The 24,972-nt window shown below is 71.0% G+C and carries 20 protein-coding genes; 9 read left to right on the forward strand and 11 right to left on the reverse strand.

Annotated elements, in window-relative coordinates; translation table 11 throughout:
* The coding region (locus tag FM076_RS05545; protein WP_173868800.1) for a substrate-binding domain-containing protein at positions 1-302 on the forward strand (302 nt) is incomplete at its 5' end.
* An 80-nt stretch (positions 303-382) separates the two neighbouring features.
* On the opposite strand, the gene prcA is transcribed toward FM076_RS05545, so the two are convergent.
* The 8 genes from prcA to FM076_RS05585 form a co-directional block, all read right to left on the reverse strand.
* Positions 383-1,120, reverse strand: a complete 738-nt coding sequence (prcA, locus tag FM076_RS05550; protein WP_173868801.1) for a proteasome subunit alpha — start codon at positions 1,118-1,120, stop codon at positions 383-385.
* A 41-nt stretch (positions 1,121-1,161) separates the two neighbouring features.
* On the reverse strand, positions 1,162-2,007 hold the full coding sequence (gene prcB / locus FM076_RS05555; protein WP_173868802.1) for a proteasome subunit beta: 846 nt from the start codon (positions 2,005-2,007) through the stop codon (positions 1,162-1,164).
* A 252-nt stretch (positions 2,008-2,259) separates the two neighbouring features.
* Positions 2,260-2,478: a ubiquitin-like protein Pup gene (locus FM076_RS05560; RefSeq protein ID WP_173868803.1), complete on the reverse strand. Its 219-nt coding sequence runs from the start codon at positions 2,476-2,478 to the stop codon at positions 2,260-2,262.
* Positions 2,479-2,624: 146 nt separating this feature from the next.
* Complete coding sequence (dop, locus tag FM076_RS05565) at positions 2,625-4,136, reverse strand: depupylase/deamidase Dop (protein WP_173868804.1); 1,512 nt, start codon at positions 4,134-4,136, stop codon at positions 2,625-2,627.
* A 230-nt stretch (positions 4,137-4,366) separates the two neighbouring features.
* A complete protein-coding gene (arc, locus tag FM076_RS05570; RefSeq protein WP_173868805.1) occupies positions 4,367-6,130 on the reverse strand; it encodes a proteasome ATPase in 1,764 nt (587 codons plus the stop codon).
* A 501-nt stretch (positions 6,131-6,631) separates the two neighbouring features.
* Positions 6,632-6,811 carry a hypothetical protein gene (locus tag FM076_RS35255; RefSeq protein ID WP_430625924.1) on the reverse strand — a complete coding sequence of 60 codons (180 nt, stop codon included), beginning with the start codon at positions 6,809-6,811 and terminating at the stop codon, positions 6,632-6,634.
* An 801-nt stretch (positions 6,812-7,612) separates the two neighbouring features.
* On the reverse strand, positions 7,613-8,518 hold the full coding sequence (locus FM076_RS05580; RefSeq protein WP_173868806.1) for a tRNA (adenine-N1)-methyltransferase: 906 nt from the start codon (positions 8,516-8,518) through the stop codon (positions 7,613-7,615).
* A 44-nt stretch (positions 8,519-8,562) separates the two neighbouring features.
* On the reverse strand, positions 8,563-9,849 hold the full coding sequence (locus FM076_RS05585; protein WP_173868807.1) for a site-2 protease family protein: 1,287 nt from the start codon (positions 9,847-9,849) through the stop codon (positions 8,563-8,565).
* Between the two features lie 125 nt (positions 9,850-9,974).
* Here FM076_RS05585 and FM076_RS05590 point away from each other — a divergent pair, with 125 nt between their 5' ends.
* Both FM076_RS05590 and FM076_RS05595 read left to right on the forward strand, forming a co-directional pair.
* On the forward strand, positions 9,975-10,895 hold the full coding sequence (locus FM076_RS05590) for a RecB family exonuclease (RefSeq protein WP_173868808.1): 921 nt from the start codon (positions 9,975-9,977) through the stop codon (positions 10,893-10,895).
* 43 nt (positions 10,896-10,938) lie between these two features.
* Positions 10,939-11,610 carry a response regulator gene (locus tag FM076_RS05595; RefSeq protein ID WP_173868809.1) on the forward strand — a complete coding sequence of 224 codons (672 nt, stop codon included), beginning with the start codon at positions 10,939-10,941 and terminating at the stop codon, positions 11,608-11,610.
* A 32-nt stretch (positions 11,611-11,642) separates the two neighbouring features.
* Here the strand turns inward: FM076_RS05595 and FM076_RS05600 are convergent, their stop codons facing one another.
* The 3 genes from FM076_RS05600 to metH all read right to left on the reverse strand — a co-directional run bounded on the left by FM076_RS05600 (position 11,643) and on the right by metH (position 17,949).
* Entirely contained in the window at positions 11,643-13,235 is a 1,593-nt protein-coding gene (locus tag FM076_RS05600; RefSeq protein ID WP_173868810.1) for an ABC transporter substrate-binding protein, read from the reverse strand.
* A 368-nt stretch (positions 13,236-13,603) separates the two neighbouring features.
* Positions 13,604-14,305, reverse strand: coding sequence for an HAD family hydrolase (locus FM076_RS05605; RefSeq protein WP_173868811.1), 702 nt, complete (start codon positions 14,303-14,305; stop codon positions 13,604-13,606).
* A gap of 122 nt (positions 14,306-14,427) precedes the next feature.
* Positions 14,428-17,949, reverse strand: a complete 3,522-nt coding sequence (gene metH / locus FM076_RS05610) for a methionine synthase (RefSeq protein ID WP_173868812.1) — start codon at positions 17,947-17,949, stop codon at positions 14,428-14,430.
* Positions 17,950-18,194: 245 nt separating this feature from the next.
* On the opposite strand from metH, the gene FM076_RS05615 reads away from it, so the two are divergent.
* The 6 genes from FM076_RS05615 to FM076_RS05640 all read left to right on the forward strand — a co-directional run bounded on the left by FM076_RS05615 (position 18,195) and on the right by FM076_RS05640 (position 24,719).
* A complete protein-coding gene (locus tag FM076_RS05615; RefSeq protein ID WP_173868813.1) occupies positions 18,195-18,959 on the forward strand; it encodes an IclR family transcriptional regulator in 765 nt (254 codons plus the stop codon).
* Positions 18,960-19,214: 255 nt separating this feature from the next.
* On the forward strand, positions 19,215-19,994 hold the full coding sequence (locus tag FM076_RS05620; protein WP_173868814.1) for an aquaporin: 780 nt from the start codon (positions 19,215-19,217) through the stop codon (positions 19,992-19,994).
* A gap of 62 nt (positions 19,995-20,056) precedes the next feature.
* Positions 20,057-21,601 (forward strand): glycerol kinase GlpK, encoded by a 1,545-nt coding sequence (glpK, locus tag FM076_RS05625; RefSeq protein ID WP_173868815.1) that lies wholly within the window; start codon positions 20,057-20,059, stop codon positions 21,599-21,601.
* 5 nt (positions 21,602-21,606) lie between these two features.
* Entirely contained in the window at positions 21,607-23,211 is a 1,605-nt protein-coding gene (locus tag FM076_RS05630) for a glycerol-3-phosphate dehydrogenase/oxidase (protein ID WP_173868816.1), read from the forward strand.
* Between the two features lie 221 nt (positions 23,212-23,432).
* Positions 23,433-23,894: a hypothetical protein gene (locus FM076_RS05635; RefSeq protein ID WP_173868817.1), complete on the forward strand. Its 462-nt coding sequence runs from the start codon at positions 23,433-23,435 to the stop codon at positions 23,892-23,894.
* Between the two features lie 153 nt (positions 23,895-24,047).
* Positions 24,048-24,719 carry an FCD domain-containing protein gene (locus FM076_RS05640; RefSeq protein ID WP_173868818.1) on the forward strand — a complete coding sequence of 224 codons (672 nt, stop codon included), beginning with the start codon at positions 24,048-24,050 and terminating at the stop codon, positions 24,717-24,719.
* Positions 24,720-24,972 lie beyond the last annotated feature (253 nt).

Below are 24,972 nucleotides of genomic sequence, written 5' to 3' on the forward strand. Positions count from 1 at the left end.
CGCCGACCGCCCTGGTGTGCGACGACGACCTGCTGGCCGCCGGGGCGCTGAAGGCCGCGCGGCGGCTGGGGCTGCGGGTGCCGGACGAGGTGTCGGTGACCGGGTTCGACGATCTGTCCCTCGCCACGGCCGTGGAACCCGAACTGACCACGGTCCGGCTGCCCGCCGAGCGGGTGGGCGCGGCCGGGATGGAGGCGCTGCTGGCCGTACTGGACGGCCGGCGGGTCGAGACCACCGGACTGCCCGCGACGCTGGTGGCGCGCGGCTCCACCGGACCGGCCCCGGACGGCGCGGCCCGCTAGCGGTCCCCCCCCCCGGTCGCCGGGCGGACCGCCTGCCCGTCCGGCGACCGGGGACCACCGGGCACCGCCCGGCGGCCGGCTCACTCCTTCGAGTCGTCCTCCCTCGCCTCCGGGGCGGGGGTCTCCTCCAGGAGGCGGGCCACCTGGGCCGCCGGGATGCGCTTGAACTTGCGCTTCTGGGGGCGAGCGCGGTCGAGGACGGCGACCTCCAGTTGCTCGGCCGAGAGCGTGCGCTCACTGCCGCTGCTGTCCCGCCGCAGCGCCTCGGCACCCAGCTTCAGCGCCTCGCCCAGCGACATTCCCTCCCGGTGCCGCTGGTCCATGTAGCTGCCGATCTGGTCCGAGTTGCCGCCGACGGCGACCGAGCCGTGCTCGTCCACGATCGAGCCGTCGTGCGGCAGCCGGTAGATCTGGTCGTCCTCGGGGGCCGCGCCCACCTCGGCGACGATCAGCTCCACCTCGTAGGGCTTCTCCGCGTTGGAGGAGAAGATGGTGCCCAGCGTCTGGGCGTAGACATTGGCGAGGCCGCGCGCGGTGACGTCCTCGCGGTCGTAGGTGTAGCCCCGCAGATCCGCGTAGCGGACACCGCCGATCCGCAGGTTCTCGAACTCGTTGTACTTGCCGACCGCGGCGAACGCGATGCGGTCGTAGATCTCGCTGACCTTGTGCAGCGCCCGAGAGGGGTTCTCGGCGACGAAGACGATGCCGTCCGCGTACTGCAACACGACCACGCTGCGCCCGCGCGCGATGCCCTTGCGGGCGTACTCCGCGCGGTCGGCCATTGCCTGCTGAGGCGACACATAGAACGGCGTCGACACCGGCTATCCGTCCCTTCCTGTCCGTGGGGGTGCGATGGGGGCTAGGAGGCCGGGGCCTGCGGGCCGTTGGGCAGTTGGAGACGGCCCTCGTACACCGTCTGGGCCAGCCCCGAGACCTCTTCCTCGCCGAGCCTGCGATAGCCGTCCTCGGTGATGGCCACGACGACCGGGTAGATACGACGCGTCATGTCCGGCCCACCCGTCGCCGAGTCGTCGTCCGCGGCGTCGTAGAGCGCCTGGAGGACGACCGTGGCGGCCTGCTCCTCCGTCATGTCGTCGCGGTAGAGCTTCTTGAGCGAGCCGCGGGCGAAGACCGAGCCGGACCCGACGCCGGCGAAGCCCGGCTCCTCCGAGCGGCCCCCGGTGACGTCGTAGGAGAAGATGCGGCCCTTGCGCCGTTCCAGGTCGTACCCCGCGAAGAGCGGCACCACCGCGAGCCCCTGCATGGCCATGCCCAGGTTGCTGCGGATCATCGTGGAGAGGCGGTTGGCCTTGCCCTCCAGGGAGAGGGTGGAGCCCTCCACCTTCTCGAAGTGCTCCAGCTCCAGCTGGAACAGCTTGACCATCTCCACCGCCAGACCGGCGGTGCCCGCGATCCCCACGGCGGAGTGCTCATCGGCCGGGAAGACCTTCTCGATGTCACGCTGCGCGATGACGTTGCCCATCGTCGCCCGCCGGTCGCCGGCCAGCACCACGCCGCCGGCGAAGGTGACGGCCACGATCGTCGTCCCGTGCGGCGCCTGGACGGCGCCCTCGACGGGCGGCAGCGGCCGGTTGCCCGGAAGCTGCTCCGGGGCGTGGGCGGACAGGAAATCCACGAACGACGACGACCCCGGCGTCAGGAAGGCAGCCGGTAGACGCCCGGTGCTACCAGTATTGGCTTCCACACGTTTCCTTCCACGTAGGCGGCCGCCCGCCGCATGACGTCCGGCCGATCCTTGAACTGCCCCAGCGCGGCGTCGCGACTGGAGTACGTACGCCCCGGACCCTACCCGCCCCATGATCGGGACCACATCCCCCGGCGGGGCGGGCGGGGCCGGGCGGGCGCCGAACCGGCCGCCGGGGAGCGCCAGCCGGCCACTCCCCGGTGCCCGTCACCGCTTCGGCCCCCGCATGCGCGGATACGGACCGCTGGGGCCTTACTCCCCGCCCTTCTGCACGAAGGAGCGCACGAAATCCTCGGCGTTCTCTTCGAGTACGTCGTCGATCTCGTCCAGCACCGAGTCCACGTCGTCCGAGAGCGCCTCCTGGCGTTCCTTGAGGTCCTCGGAGACCTGCGCGTCCTGGGCCTGCTCCTCGGTCTCCTCGGTGTGGCGGGTGGACTTCTGCTGTCCGCCGCCGGTGTCCTTGGTAGCCATTTCCCTCACCCCGCTCGGTTCGGTGGTGTACGCGGAACGTACAAGATCAGACCCTACAAGCCGGGACTGACATCGGCTCCTGTAGTTGCTACAACGTCCGGGAACCACCTCGATGATTCCCTGACCGGGGACCGAATAGCCGCGATTCAGTGCCCGGACAGCACCTTCACCAGCTCTTCCGCGGTGCGGCAGCGGTCCAGCAGTGCCTTGACGTGGTTACGGGTACCCCGGAGCGGCTCCAGCGTGGGGACCCGTTGCAGGGAGTCACGGCCGGGCAGGTCGAAGATGACCGAGTCCCAGGAGGCGGCGGCCACGTCGTCGGCGTACTGCTCCAGGCAGCGGCCGCGGAAGTAGGCGCGGGTGTCCTCCGGAGGCTTGAAGGCGGCCTCCTTCACCTCCTCCTCGGTGAGCAGGCGCTGCATCTTGCCCCGCGAGACGAGGCGGTTGTAGAGGCCCTTGTCGGGGCGCACGTCCGCGTACTGGAGGTCCACCAGGTGGAGCCTGGGGGCGTCCCAGTCGAGCTGGTCGCGGCGGCGGTAGCCCTCCATCAGCTCCCGCTTGGCGACCCAGTCCAGCTCGCCGGACAGGCTCATCGGGTCCCGCTCCAGGCGGCCGAGCACGTCCTCCCAGCGGGCCAGGACGTCGCGGGTCTGTTCGTCGGCGTCGGCGCCCCAGCGCTCCTCGACGTACTTGCGGGCCAGCTCGTAGTACTCCATCTGGAGCTGCACCGCGGTCAGGGTGCGACCATTACGCAGGGTGATGAGTCGTCGCAGGGACGGGTCGTGCGAGACCTGGTGGAGGGTGCGCACGGGCTGGTCCACGGCGAGATCTACGGCGATGAAACCGTCCTCGATCATCGCCAGCACCAGCGAGGTCGTGCCCAGCTTGAGGTAGGTGGAGACCTCCGACAGATTGGCGTCCCCGATGATCACATGCAGCCGCCGGTACTTCTCGGCGTCGGCGTGCGGTTCGTCGCGGGTGTTGATGATGGGCCGCTTGAGGGTCGTCTCCAGACCCACCTCGACCTCGAAGTAGTCGGCCCGCTGGCTGAGCTGGAATCCGTGCTCGCCGCCGTCCTGGCCCAGCCCGACGCGGCCGGCGCCGCAGACGACCTGGCGGGAGACGAAGAACGGCGTCAGGTGCCGCACGATCTCCGAGAACGGGGTCTCCCGCTTCATCAGGTAGTTCTCGTGCGTCCCGTAGGAGGCGCCCTTGTTGTCGGTGTTGTTCTTGTAGAGGTGGATGGGATGGGTGCCAGGAACCTCGGCGGCGCGCTCGGCGGCCTCGGCCATGATGCGCTCGCCCGCCTTGTCCCACAGCACGGCATCCCGGGGGTTGGTGACCTCCGGCGCGCTGTACTCGGGGTGGGCGTGGTCGACGTAGAGGCGGGCGCCGTTGGTGAGGATGACGTTGGCCAGCCCGATGTCCTCGTCGGTCAGCTGGCTGGCGTCGGCCGAATCGCGGGCCAGATCGAAGCCGCGGGCGTCCCGCAGCGGGTTCTCCTCCTCGAAGTCCCAGCGGGCGCGCCGCGCCCGTTGCATCGCCGCCGCGTAGGCGTTGACGACCTGGGACGAGGTGAGCATGGCATTGGCGTTGGGGTGTCCGGGCACGGAGATGCCGTACTCGGTCTCGATGCCCATTACGCGCCGTACGGTCATGCTTCCCTCCTTGCCTGACGGCGGCCCGCCGGTGGACAGCCGTTCAAGTCCCGCTGCGCGTCCGTCCCGCATGCGGCCCCCTCCCCCGCGCCGTGCGCGCCGCGGCGGTACGCACGAGCCTATGCCGCGCGGGCCTCGGAGGGCAGATCACTTGGCGGACTTCCTTGGCGCTCCGGAAACACTCCGGCTGCGGGTGCCCCGCCGGGGACCCGCAGCCGGACTGGTCCTCGTTACAGGTACTGACCCGTGTTGGCGACCGTGTCGATGGAACGGCCGGTGTCCGCTCCCTGCTTGCCGGTGACCAGGGTGCGGATGTAGACGATCCGCTCGCCCTTCTTGCCGGAGATGCGGGCCCAGTCGTCCGGGTTGGTGGTGTTGGGCAGGTCCTCGTTCTCCTTGAACTCGTCCACGCAGGCGGAGAGCAGGTGGGAGACGCGCAGACCCTTCTGGTTGTGGTCCAGGTAGGCCTTGATGGCCATCTTCTTGGCGCGGCCGACGATGTTCTCGATCATGGCGCCCGAGTTGAAGTCCTTGAAGTAGAGCACTTCCTTGTCACCGTTGGCGTAGGTGACCTCGAGGAAGCGGTTCTCCTCGGACTCCGCGTACATCTGCTCGACGACCGACTGGATCATGGCGTCGCAGGCGGCCTCGACGCTGCCGCCGTGCTCGGCGACGTCGTCCGCGTGGAGCGGCAGGTTCGGCGTCAGGTACTTGGAGAAGATGTCCTTGGCGGCCTCGGCGTCCGGACGCTCGATCTTGATCTTCACATCGAGGCGGCCGGGGCGCAGGATCGCGGGGTCGATCATGTCCTCGCGGTTCGAGGCGCCGATGACGATGACGTTCTCCAGGCCCTCCACACCGTCGATCTCGGAGAGCAGCTGCGGGACGATGGTGTTCTCCACGTCCGAGCTGACGCCCGAGCCACGGGTGCGGAAGAGGGAGTCCATCTCGTCGAAGAAGACGATGACGGGCGTGCCCTCGCTGGCCTTCTCGCGGGCCCGCTGGAAGACGAGGCGGATGTGCCGCTCCGTCTCGCCGACGTACTTGTTCAGCAGCTCCGGGCCCTTGATGTTGAGGAAGTAGCTCTTCCCCTGGGGCTTGCCGGTGACCTCGGCGACCTTCTTGGCCAGCGAGTTGGCCACCGCCTTGGCGATCAGCGTCTTGCCGCAGCCGGGCGGGCCGTAGAGCAGCACACCCTTGGGCGGACGCAGTTGGTGCTCGCGGAAGAGGTCGGGGTACAGGTAGGGCAGCTCGACGGCGTCCCTGATCTGCTCGATCTGACCGCCGAGGCCGCCGATCTTGGTGTAGTCGATGTCGGGGACCTCTTCGAGGACGAGCTCCTCGACCTCGCTCTTGGGCACGACCTCGTAGACGTACCCCGAGCGGCTTTCCAGGAGCAGGGCGTCCCCGGCACGCAGGGTGACGCCGAGCAGCGGCTCGGCGAGCCGCACGACGCGCTCCTCGTCGGTGTGGCCGACGACGAGCGCTCGCTCTCCGTCCTCCAGTACTTCCTTGAGGGTGACGATGTCACCCGCGCGCTCGAACTCCATGGCCTCGACCACGTTGAGCGCCTCGTTGAGCATGACCTCCTGCCCGCGCCTGAGCTCCTTGAGCTCGACGTTGGGGCTGACGTTCACCCGGAGCTTGCGGCCCCCGGTGAAGATGTCGGCCGTGTCGTCCTCGTTGGCCTGCAGGAAGACGCCGAAGCCCGAGGGCGGCTGGGCGAGCCGGTCGACCTCTTCCTTGAGGGCGACGATCTGGTCACGCGCCTCACGGAGCGTGTTGGAGAGCCGCTCGTTCTGGGCGGACACGCCGGCCAGGTTGGTCTGCAGCTCGACGATCCGCTCCTCGAGAATACGAGTGTGCCGCGGAGAGTCGGCGAGCTTGCGGCGCAGGACGGCGATTTCCTGCTCAAGGTAGGCGATCTGGCCGGACGGGTCGTCGCCCCGACCGGGCCGGATGCCGCGGTTGGTGTCGTCGTCGTGGGCTGCCACGGTCCTCACCTCCTCCAGGGGGAGCTGGACGCTTCGACCCTACCTGGGCCGGTGCGGGTTGAAACCCCTAGATCACAAAGACGGTCGGGGTGTGTCCGATCTTCACCCTTGCGCACTCCCTCAGGACTGGGGATACCCCACCCGCGACCATCTGAAAGCGACCGGTTGTGGTGTCGAGACGTTCAACACCCTTCAAGGGCGGCCTTGTTTCATCCGGAATCTCATCCGAAGTCGTGCCCGGAGCGCCGTCGCGAGCGCCTCCCGAGTCCCGCCGTGAACGCGTCCGCGCCGGGCGGCGGAGCCGCTCCGGTCACCTGGCGCCGTGGCCTGGTCCGACACCGCCGCCGCGCTGCGCCGCGGCGCCTCGGGCCGGGGTGTGCACCGGCGGACGCGGCCGGGTGCGGCGGATTCCGGACGGGGCCCCGGAGGGCGGCCCCGGACCGGCGTACGCCTGCCTCGCGGCCGCCGTCCCGCCCGGCGGGCGGCCGCCGGCGGCACCGCTCAGACGCTGAGTCCGCCGCCGCTCGCGGGTGCGGGGGTCAGCCTGAACTTCCCGTCCCGCCAGTCCCACTTGACCCGGCGCTGCCTGTCGGGACAGCAGCGCGGCACCTCGGGTGAGGAGTAGCCCAGGAGCTTCGCGGCGACGGTGGTGCCCCGGACCTGGAGGTCCCGGACCGTCATCCCTTCCTTCGGCGCCACGAGGGTCGCGGCCACCTCGGGGGGCGCGCCCCCCGGCCGCCTGGGAGAGGACGAAGAGCGCGCTGGGCGGGGTACCGCCCTCGGCCCGGCAGCGCACCACGGCGACGGTCTCGGCGGCGCCGTCCCCGTCGAAGTCGGCCGCCCCCTTGTCGAGTACGTCCACCGCCGACCCGCCGGGACCGCAGTCGAGGGGGTAGTGCGCCTTGACGGGGTCGGGGGCCGGGGCGGCGGACGGTGGGGAGGCGGGGTTCGCCGTGGCGTCGGAGGGGAGGAGCGCCGAGGCACCGAGCACGGCCGCCAGGGCTGCGGCGGTGGCGAGCCAGTGGACCGCACGGGTACGGGTGTGTGGCAGTTCCGTCACGCGGGGTGACTCCTGGATGAGGCGAGTGCGAGGAGGTGCTCAGCATCGTGCCATACGTCACACCGGCGCGGTTCGGCCGGGGCGCCTTTCCGCGCCGCTCCCCCGCCGCCCTCCCCACCGGGGCCGGGTGCTCCCAACGCCGTTGCCCGGTACCCGGGTTCCGGGCGGGACGAGGTCAGTCGTGCGTTCAGCAGAAAGTCATGAAAATGTCGCCCTGGCAGACGAAAGGCCCGGCCGCTCTCATGCACACGCACGAAGACGCCGGCCAACGCCTGCGGTAGCGCTCCTACTTGGGGAGCGTGTCTGCCGGGTGGTGCCAGGACTGCTGAGTGGCCGGGCTCGGGACGCCTCGCCCACCGGGACCGCGGCGGACGCCCGTGGGGCCTGGTACGGCCCGGTGGGCGCCAGCCGGGTTGACCGTGTCAGGCCGGGCGTCCGCCGGACTGGCTGCCGGGGCCCGTGTAGTCCTCGCCGTACGCACCCTTGGCGGGGCGGCGGCGGCGCAGCGGGGGCTCGACGCCCTCGGCGAGCCGGCGGGCGGTCAGCAGGAAGCCGGTGTGCCCGATCATGCGGTGGTCGGGGCGGACGGCGAGGCCCTCGATGTGCCAGTTGCGGACCATGGTCTCCCAGGCCTGCGGTTCGTTGAAGGTGCCGAACTCGCGGATGGACTCCACCATGCGGGCCAGCTGCGTGGTGGTGGCCACGTAGGCGCACAGGATGCCGCCGGGCACCAGCGCCTTGGAGACGGCCTCCAGGCACTCCCAGGGGGCGAGCATGTCGAGGATGACACGGTCGACGTCGGTGTCGGACAGATTGTCCTGGAGGTCGCCGACCGTCAGCGTCCAGGCGGGGTGGGGGCCGCCGAAGTAGCGCTCCACGTTCTGCTGGGCGATCTCGGCGAAGTCGGCGCGCCGCTCGTAGGAGTGGAGCATGCCCTGGTCGCCGATCGCGCGGAGCAGGAAGGTGCTCAGCGAGCCGGAGCCGACGCCCGCCTCGACGACGCGTGCGCCGGGGAAGATGTCGGCCATCGCGAGCACCTGTCCGGCGTCCTTGGGGTAGACCACGGCGGCTCCCCGTGGCATGGACAGGACGTAGTCGGGGAGCAGGGGACGCAGCGCGAGGTAGGCGACGTTTCCGGTGGTACGGACGACACTCCCCTCGGGCGCACCGATCAGCTCGTCGTGGAGGAAGGCTCCCTTGTGGGTGTGGAAGCTCTTCCCCTCTTCGAGGGTGATCGTGTAGTGGCGGCCCTTGGGGTCGGTGAGCTGGACCTGGTCCCCGACCTTGAAGGGCCCGCGACGGCGGGCGGCACCGGTCGGTTCGGACATACGCACAGCCTAGCCGGTCCTCACGGGGCGGCCGTGCCGAGGGCTCATCCCCGCGCGTGCGGCCCGTCGCCGTCCGGCCGCTTCGACATGGCCGCGACGAAAGCGCGCTCGACGTCGGCGGTGGAGAGCACCCCGTAGATCTCGCCGGTCTCCTCCACCACCAGGTACTCGGTCGCCGGGGTGGCACGCAGCCACTCCAGCAGGTCCTCGCCGGTCAGCTCGGCGGGGACGCGCATGCCCTCCCTGAGGTCCTGCGCGACGGTGCTGACGGCGACCCAGGGGCGGCGGTGCTCGGGCACCGAGGCGATGGCGGCCTCCCGCACCAGCGAGAGGGGGTCGCCCCTGCCGTCCACGACGACCAGCGCCCGGGCTCCGGCGGCGTTGGCGCGGCGCAGCGCCTCGGAGAGGGGGGTGTCGGTCTCGACGGGGACGGCGCGGCGGGTCAGCGTCCGGGCGCGCAGCTGGGGCAGGCGCTCGCGCAGCCGGGCCATGCGCAGGCTGTTGCCCGCGCCGGTCCAGATGATGGCGGCCAGGATGGCGGCGAGCAGGGCGTCGGTGAGGGAGTCCATGCCGCTGACGGTGCCGCGGGCGAGGCCGCCGGCGTGGGTGGCCAGCGGGAGGCCGATCAGCACGGCGACGGCCAGCGCCCGGCCCACCCAGGCGGCGGCGACGGTGCCGGTCATCGGCTTGCCGCTGATCTTCCACACGACGGCCCGCAGCATCCGGCCGCCGTCCAGCGGCAGGCCGGGCAGCAGGTTGAAGGCGGCGACCAGGAGGTTGGAGACCATCAGCCCCGCCAGCAGGACACCGGGGACGGTGCCCGGCTCGACGAGGCGCATGGCACCGAAGAAGACCCCGGACAGGACGAGCGAGAAGAGCGGGCCCACGAAGGCGAGGACGAACTCGCGGCCGGGCGTCTCGGACTCCTTCTCGATCTCGGAGACGCCGCCGAAGAACTGGAGCTGGATACGGCGCACCGGCAGCTTGAAGCGGAGCGCGGCGACGGTGTGCGCCAGTTCGTGGACGAGGACGGAGGCGTAGAAGGCGACCGCGAAGAACAGCGCGATCAGATAGCGGAGGGCGCCCAGCTCGGGCAGGACGCGGTCGAGCTGGCCGCCGAAGACCCAGGTGATCAGGATGGCGACGAGGAACCAGGAGGGTGCCACGTACACGGGGACGCCGAAGGGGCGGCCCATGAGGATGCCGCCGCCCGGCCGGGTGGGCTGCACGGGTTTGCCGGGGCCCGGCCCGCGGGGGGCCGGCTCACGGGGGCCGTTCCCCTCGCCGGAGCCGCCGGTCCGCGGCTTCCCGTCGTTGTCCTCGTCCGCCACGGGTTCCCCTCTGCTGCTGCCCTCGCGCCCCCGCTCCGCCGCGCCGCTGCCGGCCGTGCGGTGCCGAGGGTCTGCCGTCGATGGTAAGTGCCCGCTGTCAGTGGTGGGCCGTAGGGTCTTACCCCATGAAGACCAGCGCGGCCACACCGCCGACCTCGCTGTCGCCCTCCCGGGCAGCGGATTTCATGCAGTGCCCGCTGCTCTACCGCTTCCGGGTGATCGACAAACTGCCGGAGAAACCGTCCGCCGCCGCCACCAGGGGCACGGTGGTGCACGCGGTGCTGGAAAGACTGTTCGACGCGCCGGCCGCCGAGCGCAGCGCCGGGCGCGCCCGCGGCATGGTGGCCGGTGAGTGGGAGCGGCTGCTGGCGAAGCGGCCGGAGCTGGCCGGCCTGTTCACCGAGGAGGCGCCGGACGGCGAGGGCGGGATCGACAGCGCCCGGCTGGCGCAGTGGCTGGCCGAGGCCGAGGAGCTGGTCGAGCGGTGGTTCACGCTGGAGGACCCGACGCGGCTGGAGCCCGCGGAGCGCGAGCTGTTCGTGGAGGCGCGGCTGGAGTCGGGGCTGCGGCTGCGCGGGATCATCGACCGGGTGGATGTCGCCCCCACGGGTGAGGTGCGGATCGTCGACTACAAAACGGGCAAGGCCCCCCGGCCGGAGTACGCCGACGGCCCGCTCTTCCAGATGAAGTTCTACGCCCTGGTGCTGTGGCGGCTGCGCGGGGTGGTGCCGCGCCGGCTCCAGCTGGTCTTCCTGGGCAGCGGTGACGTCCTCACCTACGACCCCGACGAGGGCGACCTGCGGTCCACCGAGCGCAAGCTGCTGGCGCTGTGGGACGCGATCAGCCGGGCGACCGAGACGGGCGACTGGCGGGCCAGGCCGAGCAAGCTGTGCGGGTGGTGCGACCACCAGGCGCACTGCCCGGAGTTCGGCGGCACTCCCCCGCCCTATCCGCTCATGATCCAGCCGAGGCTGCCCGAGCCGCGCACCTCCCAGGACCCGGGGGCGGAGTCCGAAGGGGCAGCGGGGCGGCACCAGGGGAGCTGAGGAAGAATGGGGCGCCCGCTTCCGTCCCGCCGAAGGAGTTCCCGTGGCGATCCGCGTACTGCTGGTGGATGACCAGCCACTGCTGCGCACCGGCTTCCGCATGATCCTGGAGGCCGAGCAGGACCTCGCGGTGGTCGGCGAGGCGGGCGACGGTCTCCAGGCGCTGGACCAGGTGCGGGCGCTCCAGCCCGATGTGGTCCTCATGGACATCCGGATGCCCCGGATGGACGGTGTGGAGGCCACCCGCAGGATCACCGGCCCCGCCAAGGACGGCCCGGCCAAGGTGCTGGTGCTCACCACCTTCGACCTGGACGAGTACGTGGTGGAGGCGCTGCGGGCCGGGGCCAGCGGCTTCCTGCTCAAGGACGCGCCCGCGGGCGAACTCGTGCAGGCCATCCGGGTGGTGGCTGCGGGCGAGGCGATGCTGGCGCCCAGCATCACGCGCCGGCTGCTGGACAAGTACGCGGGCAAGCTGCCCTCGGGCGAGGAGCCGGTGCCGGACACGCTGCACCAGCTGACCGAGCGCGAGGTGGAGGTGCTGAAGCTGGTGGCGCGCGGGCTGTCGAACGCGGAGATCGCCGCGGATCTGTTCGTCAGCGAGACGACGGTCAAGACGCACGTGGGGCATGTGCTGACGAAGCTGGGGCTCCGGGACCGGGTGCAGGCGGCCGTCTACGCGTACGAGAGCGGTCTGGTGCGGCCCGGCTCCAGCTGAGGGCTCCGCCCCCGGTCCCCCGGGCCGTCGGCTCAGCCCCCCTGGCCCCGGCCCAGTTCCCACAGCTGGAGGACCGAGGAGGAGTTGAGGGCCCACTCGACGCCGGTGATGTCGTCGCGGGCCGCCAGGTACTGCTTGCCCTGCCACAGCGGCAGCACCGGCACGTCCTCGGCGACGATGTCCTGGGCGCGGCCGAAGGCGCCGGTGGTGGAGGCGCGTCCGGTCTGGCGGCGGGTCTGCGGGACGATCTCGTCGCGGATCTCGCGGTTGGTGTACGGCGAGCCGAGGAAGTTGTCCTTCTCGAAGAACGGCGCGATCAGGTTGTCCGCGTCGGGGAAGTCCGGGTACCAGCCGTAGCCCCACGCCCGGTACTTGCCGCCCGTGGCGGCGGGGCGGAACTCGCTCCAGCGCACGCCCTTGGTCCGCGCGTCGAAGAGGCCGCTGTCGTCGAGCTGCTTCTCGAGGGCGGCGAACTCCTTGGCGGTGGCGTCGCCGTAGTGGTCGGTGGTGTAGGTGAGGGTGAGCTTGACGGGCTTGTCGATGCCCGCGCGGCGCAGGGTGCGCTCGGCGGCCTTCTTGCCGGGCTCGCCGTACTTGTTGAAGAACGAGTTGCGGTGGGCGGTCAGCCCCGCGGGCACCAGGCTGTAGAGCGGCTCGGTGCTGCGGTCGTAGGCGTCCCGCACGATCTTCTTGCGGTCGACGAGCTGGGCGATGGCCTGGCGGACGGCCTTCTTGCCCGTGGCGCCGTGCTTCGTGTCGAACGCCAAGTAGCGGATCTCCTGGCCGGGCTGTTCGACCAGTTCGATCCCCTTGTCCTGCGCGCTGCCGAGCCGGTTGACCTGGCCGGGGGAGATCGTGCGGCCCATGACGTCGATCCTGCGGGCGCGGAGCGCCTTCTCCATGGCCCCGGCGCTGTCGAAGAAGCGCAGCTCGATCTTGCTGTTGTGGCGCTCCAGCCCGCCCCGGTAGTGCGGGTTGCGGACCAGGACGGCGGACTCGGCGTCGAGGCTGTCGAGCGCGTAGGGGCCCGAGCCGGTCAGCTCCCGGCCGCGGGTGAGGGAGTGGGCCGGGTAGGCGCGGCGGTCGACGATGGCGGCGGCGGGGGTGGTCAGCTTGTACGGGAAGGTCGCGTCCGGCTTCTTCAGGTGGAAGACGATCTCGCGCTTGCCGTGTGTCTCGACGCGGTCGAGGTTGCCGAAGAGGACCGCGGGGCCGCCCTTGTGGTTGATGCGCTTGACCCGTTCCACGGAGAACGCGACGTCCCGCGCGTCCAGTTCGTGCCCGTTGGAGAACGTCAGCCCCTTGCGCAGGGTGCAGCGGTACTGCTCGTTCTCGGCGTCGGTGAAGCCGCACCTGCTCGCGGCGTCCCTCACGGGCGAGGTGCCGGTGCGCGGCAGGCGCAGCAGCGTCTGGAAGGTGTTGCGCATGACGCTCCAGGCGGCGACGTCGTAGGCGGCGGCCGGGTCGAAGGGGGCCGGCGCGCTCTTGCTGACCGCGAAGTGGTCCGTCGTACCGACGACGATCGGGTCACCGCCGGCGCTCGCACCCTTCTCGGTCCCGCAGGCGGCGAGAGCGGGGGCGAGAAGCCCGGCGAGCACGGGCAGCACCACAGTCTTACGGTTCATTGTCGACGATCTCCTCGCCCGGCCGGGGTTTGTTGCAGAGGTGGAATGGCCGGTGCTCCGACATTAATCGTCCGCTCGCGCGCTTCAGGAACCGCAGGTCACCGCGGGGCTTTCACGGACAGGAACCACGGACTTCCTGTCCGCTATCCGGACACGGGAACGTATTCCGCGTCGCTCCATCAATCTGGACACAAGGGAAGGACAATTGCCCCTCCCGTCACACCGGCACCACACCTCGGAGGGCCTGTCGAGGGGGTCACGCGTGACGAACGTCACTGGACCAATCCGCGCGCCGGACACCGGAGTCCGTCATTTCCGCGAGGCCGGAAAACACCCCGGGAAAGGCATTTCGGAAAACGAAGATCCATTCAGCGTGCGACCATGACCAGGGAACGCAGCAATTCGAGATCGACTTCTTCGAGCGAACCGACAATCGTGCGGCCCGACTTGGGTTTGATCGGAGAGATCGACGGCACGGCCACCACCTGGCACCCGGCTGCCTCTGCCGCCGCGACGCCGGTGGCGGTGTCCTCGACCACGGCGCACCGCGCGGGGTCGGCGTGCAGCCGGCGTGCGGCCGTCAGATACGGGTCCGGGTGCGGCTTCGTGCGGGGCAGCTCGTCCCCCGCGATCGTGCAGGCGAAGTTCTCCGGGCCGATCCACGGCAGCATCCGGTCCACGACGGCGCGGTGGGAGGCCGATACGAGCGCGGTGGGGATCCGGTGCGCGGCCAGCTCCGCCAGGAGCCTGCGGGCGCCCGGCATCAGGGAGACGCCCCGGTCCAGCCGCTCGGTGAACTTGGCGTTCAGCAGCACGCTCAGCTCATCCAGACAGATGTCGGCGGCCGTGGCCTCGATCAGGAAGCCGGCGCTGCGCGACATCGGGCCTCCGACCACGACCTGCCGCCACTCGTCCCGCAGCTGGTGGCCCAGCTCGGCGAAGACCTCGACCTCCGCGTCCCACCAGAAGTTTTCGGTGTCGACCAGGGTGCCGTCCATGTCCAGCAGCACGGCCTGCAGCGCGGGCTCCTCACCCGTCAGAGTGGTCACGGCGGGGGATGTACCGGCCATCCGCGGCACCTCCTTGAAAGTCGACTCCACAGGGACGACAAGGCCGGTCGCCCCTCCCGCGGAAGGCCCTGCGGGAGGGACGACCGGCCTGTACCGGACCGATCAGTGTACGACGAGCCCGCTCAGCGGGCGTTGAAGTACTTGGCCTCGGGGTGGTGCAGCACGATGGCGTCGGTCGACTGTTCGGGGTGCAGCTGGAACTCCTCGGACAGCTCGACGCCGATCCGCTCGGGACGCAGCAGCTGTGCGATCTTGGCACGGTCCTCCAGGTTCGGGCAGGCCCCGTAGCCCAGGGAGAAGCGCGCCCCCCGGTACTTCAGGTCGAACATGCCCTCCATCTCCTCCGGGTCCTCGCCCGCGAAGCCCAGTTCGCCGCGGACCCTGGCGTGCCAGTACTCGGCGAGGGCCTCCGCGAGCTGGACGGAGAGGCCGTGCAGCTCCAGGTAGTCGCGGTAGGCGTCGCCGGCGAACAGCTCGGCGGTCTTCTCACCGATCCGCGAGCCGACGGTGACGACCTGGAGGCCGACCACGTCCGTCTCCCCCGACTCCTCGGGGCGGAAGAAATCGGCCAGGCACAGCCTGCGGCCGCGCCGCTGGCGGGGGAAGGTGAAGCGGGTGCGCTCGTTGCCCGACTCGTCCAGCAGGATCAGGTCGTCGCCCTTGGAGTAGCAGGGGAAGTAGCCGTAGACGACCGCCGCCTCCAGCAGGTTCTCCGTCCTGAGCCGCTCCAGCCAGCCGCGCAGCCGGGGGCGGCCCTCGGACTCCACCAGCTCCTGGTAGGAGGGCCCGTCGCCCTTGCGGGACTCCTTCAGCCCCCACTGCCCCTTGAAGAGCGCCCCCTCGTCGATCCAGGAGGCGTAGTCCTGCTGGCGGATGCCCTTGACGACGCGGGTGCCCCAGAAGGGCGGGGTGGGCACCGGGTTGTCGACGGCGACGTCGGAGCGGAGGGAGCCGTCGTTGGCCTCCGGCTCCGGGATGTCGATGTTCCGCTTGGCCACCCGGCGCTGCCGCAGCTCGGGCAGCTTGGCGCCGGGGACGCCGCGCTTGACGTCCATGAGGGCGTCCATGAGGCTCAGCCCCTCGAACGCGTCCTTGGCGTAGCGGACCTCGCCCTCGTAGATCTCGTGCAGGTCCTGCTCGACGTAGGCGCGGGTGAGGGCGGCGCCGCCCAGGATGACCGGGAAGTCGGCGGCCATCTTGCGCTGGTTCAGCTCCTCCAGGTTCTCCTTCATGATCACCGTGGACTTCACCAGCAGCCCGGACATGCCGATCACGTCCGCGCGGTGCTCGGTGGCGGCCTCCAGGATGGCGCCGACCGGCTGCTTGATGCCCAGGTTGACCACCTGGTAGCCGTTGTTGGACAGGATGATGTCCACCAGGTTCTTGCCGATGTCGTGGACGTCGCCGCGCACCGTGGCCAGCACGATGGTGCCCTTGCCCTCCGCGTCCTCGGCCTTCTCCATGTGCGGCTCCAGGTAGGCCACCGCGGCCTTCATCACCTCGGCCGACTGGAGGACGAACGGCAGCTGCATCTGCCCCGAGCCGAACAGCTCGCCGACGACCTTCATGCCCGCCAGCAGCGTGTCGTTGACGATGTCCAGCGCCGGGCGCTCCTCCAGCGCCTCGTCCAGGTCGGCCTCCAGGCCGTTGCGCTCGCCGTCGATGATGCGGCGCTGGAGACGCTCCTCCAGCGGCAGCGCCGCCAGCTCCTCGGCCTTGCCGGCCTTCATCGACTTGGCGGTGGCGCCCTCGAACAGCTCCATGAGCCGCTGGAGCGGGTCGTAACCCTCGCGGCGCCGGTCGTAGACCAGGTCCCGGGCCACGGTGACCTGCTCCTCGTCGAACCGGGAGATCGGCAGGATCTTGCTGGCGTGCACGATCGCGGAGTCCAGGCCGGCCTTGACGCACTCGTCCAGGAAGACCGAGTTCAGCACGATGCGCGCCGCCGGGTTGAGGCCGAAGGAGATGTTCGAGAGGCCCAGCACCGTCTGCACGTCCGGGTGCCGCCTCTTCAGCTCCCGGATGGCCTCGATGGTGGCGGCGCCGTCCTTGCGGGACTCCTCCTGGCCGGTGCAGATGGTGAAGGTCAGCACGTCGATGAGGATGTCCGACTCGTGGATGCCCCAGTTGCCGGTCAGGTCCGCGATGAGGCGTTCGGCGATCTCCACCTTCTTCTGAGCCGTGCGGGCCTGGCCCTCCTCGTCGATGGTCAGCGCGATCAGCGCGGCGCCGTGCTCGGCGGCCAGCGCGGTGACCTTCGCGAACCGCGAGTCGGGGCCGTCGCCGTCCTCGTAGTTGACGGAGTTGATCACGGCCCGGCCGCCCAGCTTCTCCAGCCCGGCCCGGATGACGTCGATCTCCGTGGAGTCCAGCACGATCGGCAGCGTGGAGGCGGTCGCCAGCCGGCCGGCCAGCTCGGCCATGTCGGCCACACCGTCCCGGCCGACGTAGTCGACACACAGGTCGAGCATGTGGGCGCCCTCGCGGATCTGCTCCCTGGCCAGCTCGACGCAGTCCTCCCAGCGGCCCTCCAGCATCGCCTCGCGGAACTTCTTCGAGCCGTTGGCGTTGGTCCGCTCGCCGATCGCGAGGTAGGAGGTGTCCTGGCGGAAGGGCACCGACTGGTAGAGCGAGGCCGCGCCCGGCTCGGGCCGCGGGCGGCGCTCGGTGCGCTCCACGCCGCGGACCCGCTCCACTAGCTGCCGCAGGTGCTCGGGCGTCGTGCCGCAGCAGCCGCCCACCAGGGAGAGCCCGTAGTCGCGGATGAAGGAGTCGTGCGCGTCCGCCAGCTCCCCGGGGGTCAGCGGGTAGGTGGCGCCGTCCTTGCCCAGCACCGGGAGACCGGCGTTCGGCATGCAGGAGAGCGGGACGCGGGCGTGCTGGGCCAGGTAGCGCAGGTGCTCGCTCATCTCGGCGGGGCCGGTGGCGCAGTTCAGGCCGATCATGTCGATGCCCAGCGGCTCCAGCGCGGTGAGGGCGGCGCCGATCTCGGAGCCGAGCAGCATGGTGCCGGTCGTCTCGACGGTGACCGAGCACAGCAGGGGCAGGCTGACGCCCGCGGCGTCCATGGCGCGCCGGGCGCCGATGACGGCGGCCTTGGTCTGGAGCAGGTCCTGGGTGGTCTCCACCAGCAGCGCGTCGGCGCCGCCGGCGATCATGCCCTCGGCGTTCTGCTGGTAGGCGTCCCGCAGTGTGGCGTACGGGGCGTGTCCCAGGGTGGGCAGCTTGGTGCCGGGGCCCATGGAGCCCAGCACCCAGCGCATCCGCCCGTCCCGGGACTCGAACTCCTCGGCGACCTCGCGGGCGATGGCCACGCCCTTCTCGGACAGTTCGAAGATGCGGTCGGTGATCTCGTACTCCCCCAGCGCCGCGTGGTTGGCGCCGAAGGTGTTGGTCTCCACGCAGTCCACGCCGGCGGCGAAGTACTCCTCGTGCACGGTGCGGATGATGTCGGGGCGGGTCACGTTCAGGATCTCGTTGCAGCCCTCGAGCTGCTGGAAATCCTCCAGCGTCGGGTCCTGCGCCTGGATCATCGTCCCCATCGCTCCGTCGGCGACGACCACGCGGGAGGCCAGTGCCTGGCGGAGGGCGTCGGCCCGGGTGGGGGTGGAGGATGTGGACGTGCTGCTCGGCGACGAGGCCATGGAAGAGGCTCCCTGGGTTGCGACGGCTGTCGGCTTTGCGCGCCGGTTCAGGCAGCGCACCCGGTCAGCGTAGCGGGCCCGCGCAAGAGCGCAGGTCGACATTCCGACCATCGGACACACCCGCGCTCGAACCTGGCTCGATCACGACCACACCCCGCCTACCGCGGCGTCGGCATCAAGCGATACCGTTCGACATTGTCGAATCGGGGACCAGTAGGTCGATCACCACAGGTCAGGGAGGACCGATGGCCCGCACCATCCAGTCGCTGGAACGGGCGGCTGCGGTACTGCGGCTGCTGGCGGGCGGCGAGCGGCGGCTCGGTCTCTCCGAGATCGCCTCCGCGCTCGACCTCGCCAAGGGGACCGCGCACGGGCTGATCCGCACTCTCCAGCAGGAGGGCTTCGTCGAGCAGGACCCGGCCACCGGCCGCTACCAGCTCGGCGCCGAACTGCTGCGGCTGGGCAACAGCTATCTGGACGTCCACGAGCTGCGGGCGCGCGCCCTGGTCTGGACGGACGATCTGGCCAGGTCCAGCGGCGAGAGCGTCTATCTGGGCGTGCTGCACCAGCAGGGTGTCCTCATCGTGCACCACGTCTTCCGCCCGGACGACAGCCGCCAGGTGCTGGAGGTCGGCGCCATGCAGCCGCTGCACAGCACCGCGCTGGGCAAGGTGCTCTCGGCCTACGACCCGGTGGCCCACAGCGAGGCGCTGGAGGGCGAGCGGCAGGCCTTCACGGAGCGGACGGTGACCAGCGAGGCGGGCTTCGAGGCGGTGCTGGAGACCATCCGGGCCCGCGGCTGGGCGGCCGACGTGGAGGAGACCTGGGACGGGCTCGCCTCGGTGGCGGCGCCCGTCTTCGACCGGAGGCGGATGCCGGTGGGCGCGGTGGGCGTCACGGGGGCCGTGGAGCGGGTCTGCGAGGGGGACGAGCTGCGCCCGCTGCTGGTGGCGGCCGTACGGGACACCGCGCGCGCCGTCTCGCGGGACTTGGGCGCCCGGCGCTTTTGACGCCCGTTCGCCGGGGGCCTGGCGGGGCACCCCGCTCCGGTGGTCCGCGCCGACGTGCCGGACGGGCCGGGGGCCCGCAGGATGGGCTCCCAGGAGTGATCCGTCACACCCCCTTGACGGGATCTCCATGAAGGAGAAAAGTTGCCGTTCAGCGGTCGACATTGTCGAACACCGGACGCTCAACCGATCGGCTTGCCGCCCGGCTGACCGGCCGACCCGCTCATCCATCTGGACAAAAGGACAAAGGAGTCGCGGGTGTCCAGCTCCGACATCTTCGCGAGTGAGGTCATCGGCACGATGGTGCTGGTCCTCCTCGGTGGCGGCGTCTGTGCCGCCGTCAACCTGAAGCGCTCCAAGGCGTTCGCCGCCGGCTGGGTGGCCGTGGCCTTCGGCTGGGGCTTCGCGGTTCTCACGGGGGCCTACATCGCCCAGACCTCGGGCGCGCACCTCAACCCGGCGGTCACCCTCGCCCTGGCGATGAAGAGCGGCAAGGGTGCCACGCCCTGGAGCGACGTGCCGGTCTACATAGGCAGCGAGCTGCTCGGTGCCATGCTCGGCGCGGTGCTCGTCTGGCTCGTCTACTACAGCCAGTTCCAGGTCACCCTCCGTGAACCGGACACCGTCGAACTGAAGAGCTCGAACCCGAACCCGGGTCCCGTGCACGGCGTCTTCTTCACCTCGCCCGAGGTGCGCAAGCCGCTGCTGAACTTCCTCACCGAGGTCATCGCCACCTTCGTGCTGATCATCGCGATCCTCACGCAGGGCCTGGTCAAGGACGTGGACGGCACGGTCGGCCTCGGCAAGATGGGCGCCCTGATCACCGCGCTGGTCGTCGTCGGTATCGGTCTGTCCCTCGGTGGCCCCACCGGCTACGCGATCAACCCGGTCCGCGACCTGGGGCCGCGCATCGTCCACGCCCTGCTGCCGCTGCCCAACAAGGGCGGCAGCGACTGGGGCTACGCCTGGGTCCCCGTGGTGGGTCCGCTGGTCGGCTCCGCCATCGCCGCCGGCGTCTACAACCTCGCGTGGGCATGAGCGCGCACCCCGGCCGGCCGACAGAACCGACGACGCAGACGACGCATCGGAGCACAGACACCATGAGCGACACCCACAGCACCCACGCCTCGGCGCACGGCGGCGGGCCCTTCATCGCGGCCATCGACCAGGGCACCACCTCCAGCCGCTGCATCGTCTTCGACAAGGACGGCCGCATCGTCGCGGTCGACCAGAAGGAGCACGAGCAGATACTGCCCAAGCCGGGCTGGGTCGAGCACGACGCGGCGGAGATCTGGACCAACGTCCAGCAGGTCGTCCGGGGCGCGATGGAGAAGGCCGGGATCACCAAGGACGACGTGCTCGCGCTGGGCATCACCAACCAGCGCGAGACGACCGTCCTGTGGGAGAAGGCCACCGGCAAGCCGGTGCACAACGCCCTGGTGTGGCAGGACACCCGCACCGACGCCCTCTGCCGGGAGCTGGGCCGCAACGTGGGCCAGGACCGGTTCCGCCGCGAGACGGGCCTGCCGCTGGCCTCCTACTTCGCGGGCCCGAAGATCCGCTGGCTGCTGGACAACGTGGAGGGGCTGCGGGAGCGCGCCGAGAAGGGCGAGATCCTCTTCGGCACCATGGACTCCTGGGTCATCTGGAACCTGACCGGCGGCCCCGACGGCGGCAGGCACGTCACGGACGTCACCAACGCCTCGCGCACGCTGCTGATGAACCTGCACACCATGGACTGGGACGAGAAGATCTGCTCGTCCATCGGGGTGCCCATGGCGGTGCTGCCCGAGATCCGCTCCTCCGCCGAGGTGTACGGCGAGGCCACTGGGGACCTGGCGGGGCTGCCCGTGGCCTCCGCGCTGGGCGACCAGCAGGCAGCGCTGTTCGGCCAGACCTGCTTCGCCCAGGGCGAGGCCAAGTCCACCTACGGCACCGGCACCTTCCTGCTGATGAACACCGGGCACGAGCCGGTCAACTCCTACAACGGACTGCTGACCACGGTCGGTTACCGCATCGGCGACCAGGAGCCGGTCTTCGCGCTGGAGGGTTCCATCGCGGTCACCGGCTCGCTGGTGCAGTGGATGCGCGACCAGATGGGACTGATCAACAGCGCCGCCGAGATCGAGACGCTGGCCAGCTCGGTGGAGGACAACGGCGGCGCCTACTTCGTCCCGGCGTTCTCCGGCCTGTTCGCCCCCTACTGGCGTTCGGACGCGCGCGGCGTCATCGCGGGCCTGACCCGCTACGTCACCAAGGCGCACCTGGCCCGCGCCGTGCTGGAGGCGACCGCCTGGCAGACCCGGGAGATCGTCGACGCCATGCAGAAGGACTCCGGCGTGGAACTGTCCGCGCTGAAGGTGGACGGCGGCATGACCGCCAACAACCTGCTGATGCAGACCATCTCGGACGTACTGGACGCGCCGGTCGTCCGTCCGATGGTCGCCGAGACCACCTGTCTCGGTGCGGCGTACGCGGCCGGGCTGGCCGTCGGCTTCTGGTCGGACACCGAGGAGCTGCGGGCCAACTGGAAGCGCGCCGCCGAATGGACCCCCCGCATGGACGCGGACACGCGTGAGCGGGAATACCGGAACTGGCTCAAGGCCGTCGAGCGGACCATGGGCTGGATCGAAGAGGAGAACTGAGAGCGATGAACACCTCGCAGAGCGTCCCCACCCTCGGGACGCACCCGACTGCCGGCAGCAACCCTGGCCGCGCAGAGACCAGAGGGCTGCTCGCGCACGCGACGTACGACCTCCTGGTCATAGGCGGCGGCATCCTGGGGACCTCGGTCGCCTGGCATGCGGCGCAGTCGGGACTGCGGGTGGCCATGGTGGACGCCGGCGACTTCGCCGGCGCCACCTCGTCCGCGTCCTCGAAGCTGGTGCACGGCGGCCTGCGGTACCTGCAGACCGGCGCGGTCAAGCTCGTCGCGGAGAACCACCACGAGCGGCGGGTGCTGGCCAAGGACGTGGCCCCGCACCTGGTCAACCCGCTCACCTTCTACCTGCCCGTGTACAAGGGCGGCCCGCACGGCGCCACCAAGCTGGGCGCGGGCGTCTTCGCCTACTCCGCGCTGTCCGCCTTCGGCGACGGTGTCGGCCGTGTCATCACCCCGGCCAAGGCCGCGGCCGACAACCCGGCACTGCGCACCGAGAACCTCAAGGCCGTCGCCGTCTACGGCGACCACCAGATGAACGACTCGCGGATGGCCGTGATGACGGTCCGCGCCGCCGTCGAGTCCGGCGCGGTCGTCCTCAACCACGCCGAGGTCACCGGGTTGCGCTTCACCCGGGGCCGGGTGACCGGCGCGGACCTCAAGGACCGTATCGACGGCACCGAGTTCGGCGTCAACGCGCGCCTGGTGCTGAACGCGACCGGTCCGTGGGTGGACCACCTGCGGAAGATGGAGGACAGCGGTGCGGCGCCCTCCATCCGGCTGTCCAAGGGCGCCCACCTGGTACTCAAGCGCAAGTCGCCGTGGCGCGCGGCGATGGCCACCCCCATCGACAAGTACCGCATCACCTTCGCCCTCCCCTGGGAGGACCAGCTCCTGCTGGGCACCACGGACGAGGAGTACACGGGCGACCCGGCCGACGTCCGGGTCACCGAGGCCGACATCCAGCAGATCCTGGACGAGGCCGCCTTCTCGGTGCAGGACACCGACCTGGACCGCGACCTGATGACCTACGCCTTCGCCGGCCTGCGCGTCCTGCCGGGCGGCCCCGGCGGCGTGGAGTCCGCCAAGCGCGAGACAGTGGTCACCGAGGGCCGGGGCGGCATGCTGTCGGTCGCCGGCGGCAAGTGGACGACCTACCGGCACATCGGCCGCACCGTGATGAACAAGCTGGAGAAGCTGCCCGGCGGGACGCTGGCCGAGGAGACCGTGCCGGTCAAGGAACTGGTGCGCCGCACCCCGCTGCCGGGCATCTCCAACCCCGACGCGGTGGCGCACCGCCTCCTGGTGGACCGCGAACCCGGCGTCCGCATGGACCCGTTGACGGCCCGCCACCTGGCGACCCACTACGGCTCGCTCTCCTTCGACATCGCCCGCCTCGTCAACGAGGACCCGGCCCTGGGCGAGCGCATCCACCCCGACGGCCCGGAGATCTGGGCCCAGGTCGTCTACGCCCGCGACCACGAGTGGGCCGAGACGGTCGACGACGTCGCCCGCCGCCGCACCACGCTGACGATCCGCGGCCTGGACTCCGAGGACGTCAGGGGACGGATCGAGGAACTGCTGGCGAAGCGCTGAAGCCCGTCCGCGTTCCGTCCGGACGGCACACCGGTTCGGCGACTTGGTAACGAGGGCCCTCCCGGCACCCGGGAGGGCCCTCGTGGCACTGTCGCACCCATGAACGCCGAGACGGCCGGAACCGGCCGAGGTGACCGGCTCGTCCACGGCGAGGACGAACGCGGCGGGGCCGCGGCTCGCGGACCGGAAGCCCGCCGACGGATCGTGCGAGCGCGCGGCAGGTGATGGACGCGGGCTTCGACGGCGTGCACCTCGACCTGGAGCCGCTGCGCCCGGACGACGGCGACTATCCGAAGCTGCTGGAGAGGCTGCGCCCGGCGGTGCACGGGCGGGGCGGCGTGCTGCCGGTCGCCGCGCACCAGATCGATCCGCTGCCCGGACTGCGCACGGTGGGCGGGACGGCCGTCGGCGAGGGCACGTGGTGGTCGCAGCGGTTCTTCGGGCGGGTGGCGCGGCGGGTGGACCGGATCGCCCTGATGTCGTACGACACGTGGCTGCCGCTGGAGAGTCCGTCCGGGGGCTATGTGGCACGGCAGACCGAACTGGCGCTCCAGGCGGCGCCGGATGGTGTGGACCCGCTGATGGGGCTGCCGTTCCTCCCCACGGACGACCTGGGGCACCACGCGGGAGCCGAGGCGGTCTCCGCCGCGGTGCGCGGGGGGGGCGGCTGGGGCTGGGGCTGAGCTGCCAGGACGCGGAACGCCAACGGTTCGGTGTCGCTCTCCATGTCGATTTCGCGGCGACGGGGAAGGACTGGAAGGACTACCGGCGGGGCTGGTGCGCGCCGGCGGGACCATAATCAGCGCACAGACATCCGATGTCCACGGGAGGGCAGCGTGGCGGTAACCGACGAGGCGATCGAGAAGATCAAAGGAATGATCGTCTCGGGGGAACTGGGCCCCGGTGACCGCCTGCCCAAGGAGAGCGAGCTGGCAACCGGGCTGGGGCTGTCCCGCAACTCGCTGCGCGAGGCCGTCCGCGCCCTGGCGCTGATCCGCGTCCTGGACGTACGGCAGGGCGACGGCACCTATGTGACCAGCCTCGCCCCGAAGCTGCTGCTGGAGGCGATGAGCTTCGTGGTGGACTTCCACCGCGACGACACCGTGCTGGAGTTCCTCGCCGTCCGCCGCATCCTGGAGCCCGCCGCCACGGCGCTGGCCGCCCCGCGCGTCGCCGAGTCCGAACTCGACGCGCTGGGCGAGCGGCTCCACACGCGGGGCCCCGAGCCGTCGGTGGAGGAACTGGTGGCCGCGGACCTGGAGTTCCACCGCCGTATCGTCGCGGCCGGCGGCAACTTTGTGCTGAGTTCCCTGCTGGGCGGCCTCTCCGGTCCCACGACCCGCGCCCTGATATGGCGCGGCCTCGCCCAGGAGGACGCCGTCGGCCGCACCCTCCACGAACACCGGCAGATCCTCGCCGCCCTGCGAGCCCGCGACGCCGAGGCCGCCCGCTCCTGGGCGACGGTGCACATAGCCGGCGTGGAACAGTCGCTGCGCTCGGCACTGTGAGCCGTCGCCTCCCCGGCCGCCTCGCCCGGCCCAGGGCCGGGACGGCACCGGAACGCGGGAGGCGTGCGGCGCGGCGGTGTGCCGTTGACCCCGGTCACGCGCGGCATCGGGTTCTCGGGGAAAGCGATACATCGGACCTCTGCTCACAGGTACGGGGTACAGCTTCGGGGTCGCACACCGTCCAGGGGGCGTGCGCCCGGTGATGCGAGCGGGTGCGGGGGCTGCGGCACGCCCACCCTCACGCCGTAGGCTT

Source organism: Streptomyces albus subsp. chlorinus, assembly GCF_013302895.1.
GTDB lineage: Bacteria > Actinomycetota > Actinomycetes > Streptomycetales > Streptomycetaceae > Streptomyces > Streptomyces chlorinus.

Bases quoted from the DNA above. Each gene is read 5' to 3' on its own strand.
- dop (WP_173868804.1), bottom strand. From the start codon at position 4,136: ATGACCGTACGGCGCGTAATGGGCATCGAGACCGAGTACGGCATCTCC.
- FM076_RS05605 (WP_173868811.1), bottom strand. From the start codon at position 14,305: ATGGCCGGTACATCCCCCGCCGTGACCACTCTGACGGGTGAGGAGCCC.
- FM076_RS35255 (WP_430625924.1), bottom strand. From the start codon at position 6,811: ATGACGGTCCGGGACCTCCAGGTCCGGGGCACCACCGTCGCCGCGAAG.
- FM076_RS05600 (WP_173868810.1), bottom strand. From the start codon at position 13,235: ATGAACCGTAAGACTGTGGTGCTGCCCGTGCTCGCCGGGCTTCTCGCC.
- FM076_RS05580 (WP_173868806.1), bottom strand. From the start codon at position 8,518: ATGTCCGAACCGACCGGTGCCGCCCGCCGTCGCGGGCCCTTCAAGGTC.
- FM076_RS05630 (WP_173868816.1), top strand. From the start codon at position 21,607: ATGAACACCTCGCAGAGCGTCCCCACCCTCGGGACGCACCCGACTGCC.
- FM076_RS05590 (WP_173868808.1), top strand. From the start codon at position 9,975: ATGAAGACCAGCGCGGCCACACCGCCGACCTCGCTGTCGCCCTCCCGG.
- FM076_RS05560 (WP_173868803.1), bottom strand. From the start codon at position 2,478: ATGGCTACCAAGGACACCGGCGGCGGACAGCAGAAGTCCACCCGCCAC.
- metH (WP_173868812.1), bottom strand. From the start codon at position 17,949: ATGGCCTCGTCGCCGAGCAGCACGTCCACATCCTCCACCCCCACCCGG.
- glpK (WP_173868815.1), top strand. From the start codon at position 20,057: ATGAGCGACACCCACAGCACCCACGCCTCGGCGCACGGCGGCGGGCCC.
- FM076_RS05615 (WP_173868813.1), top strand. From the start codon at position 18,195: ATGGCCCGCACCATCCAGTCGCTGGAACGGGCGGCTGCGGTACTGCGG.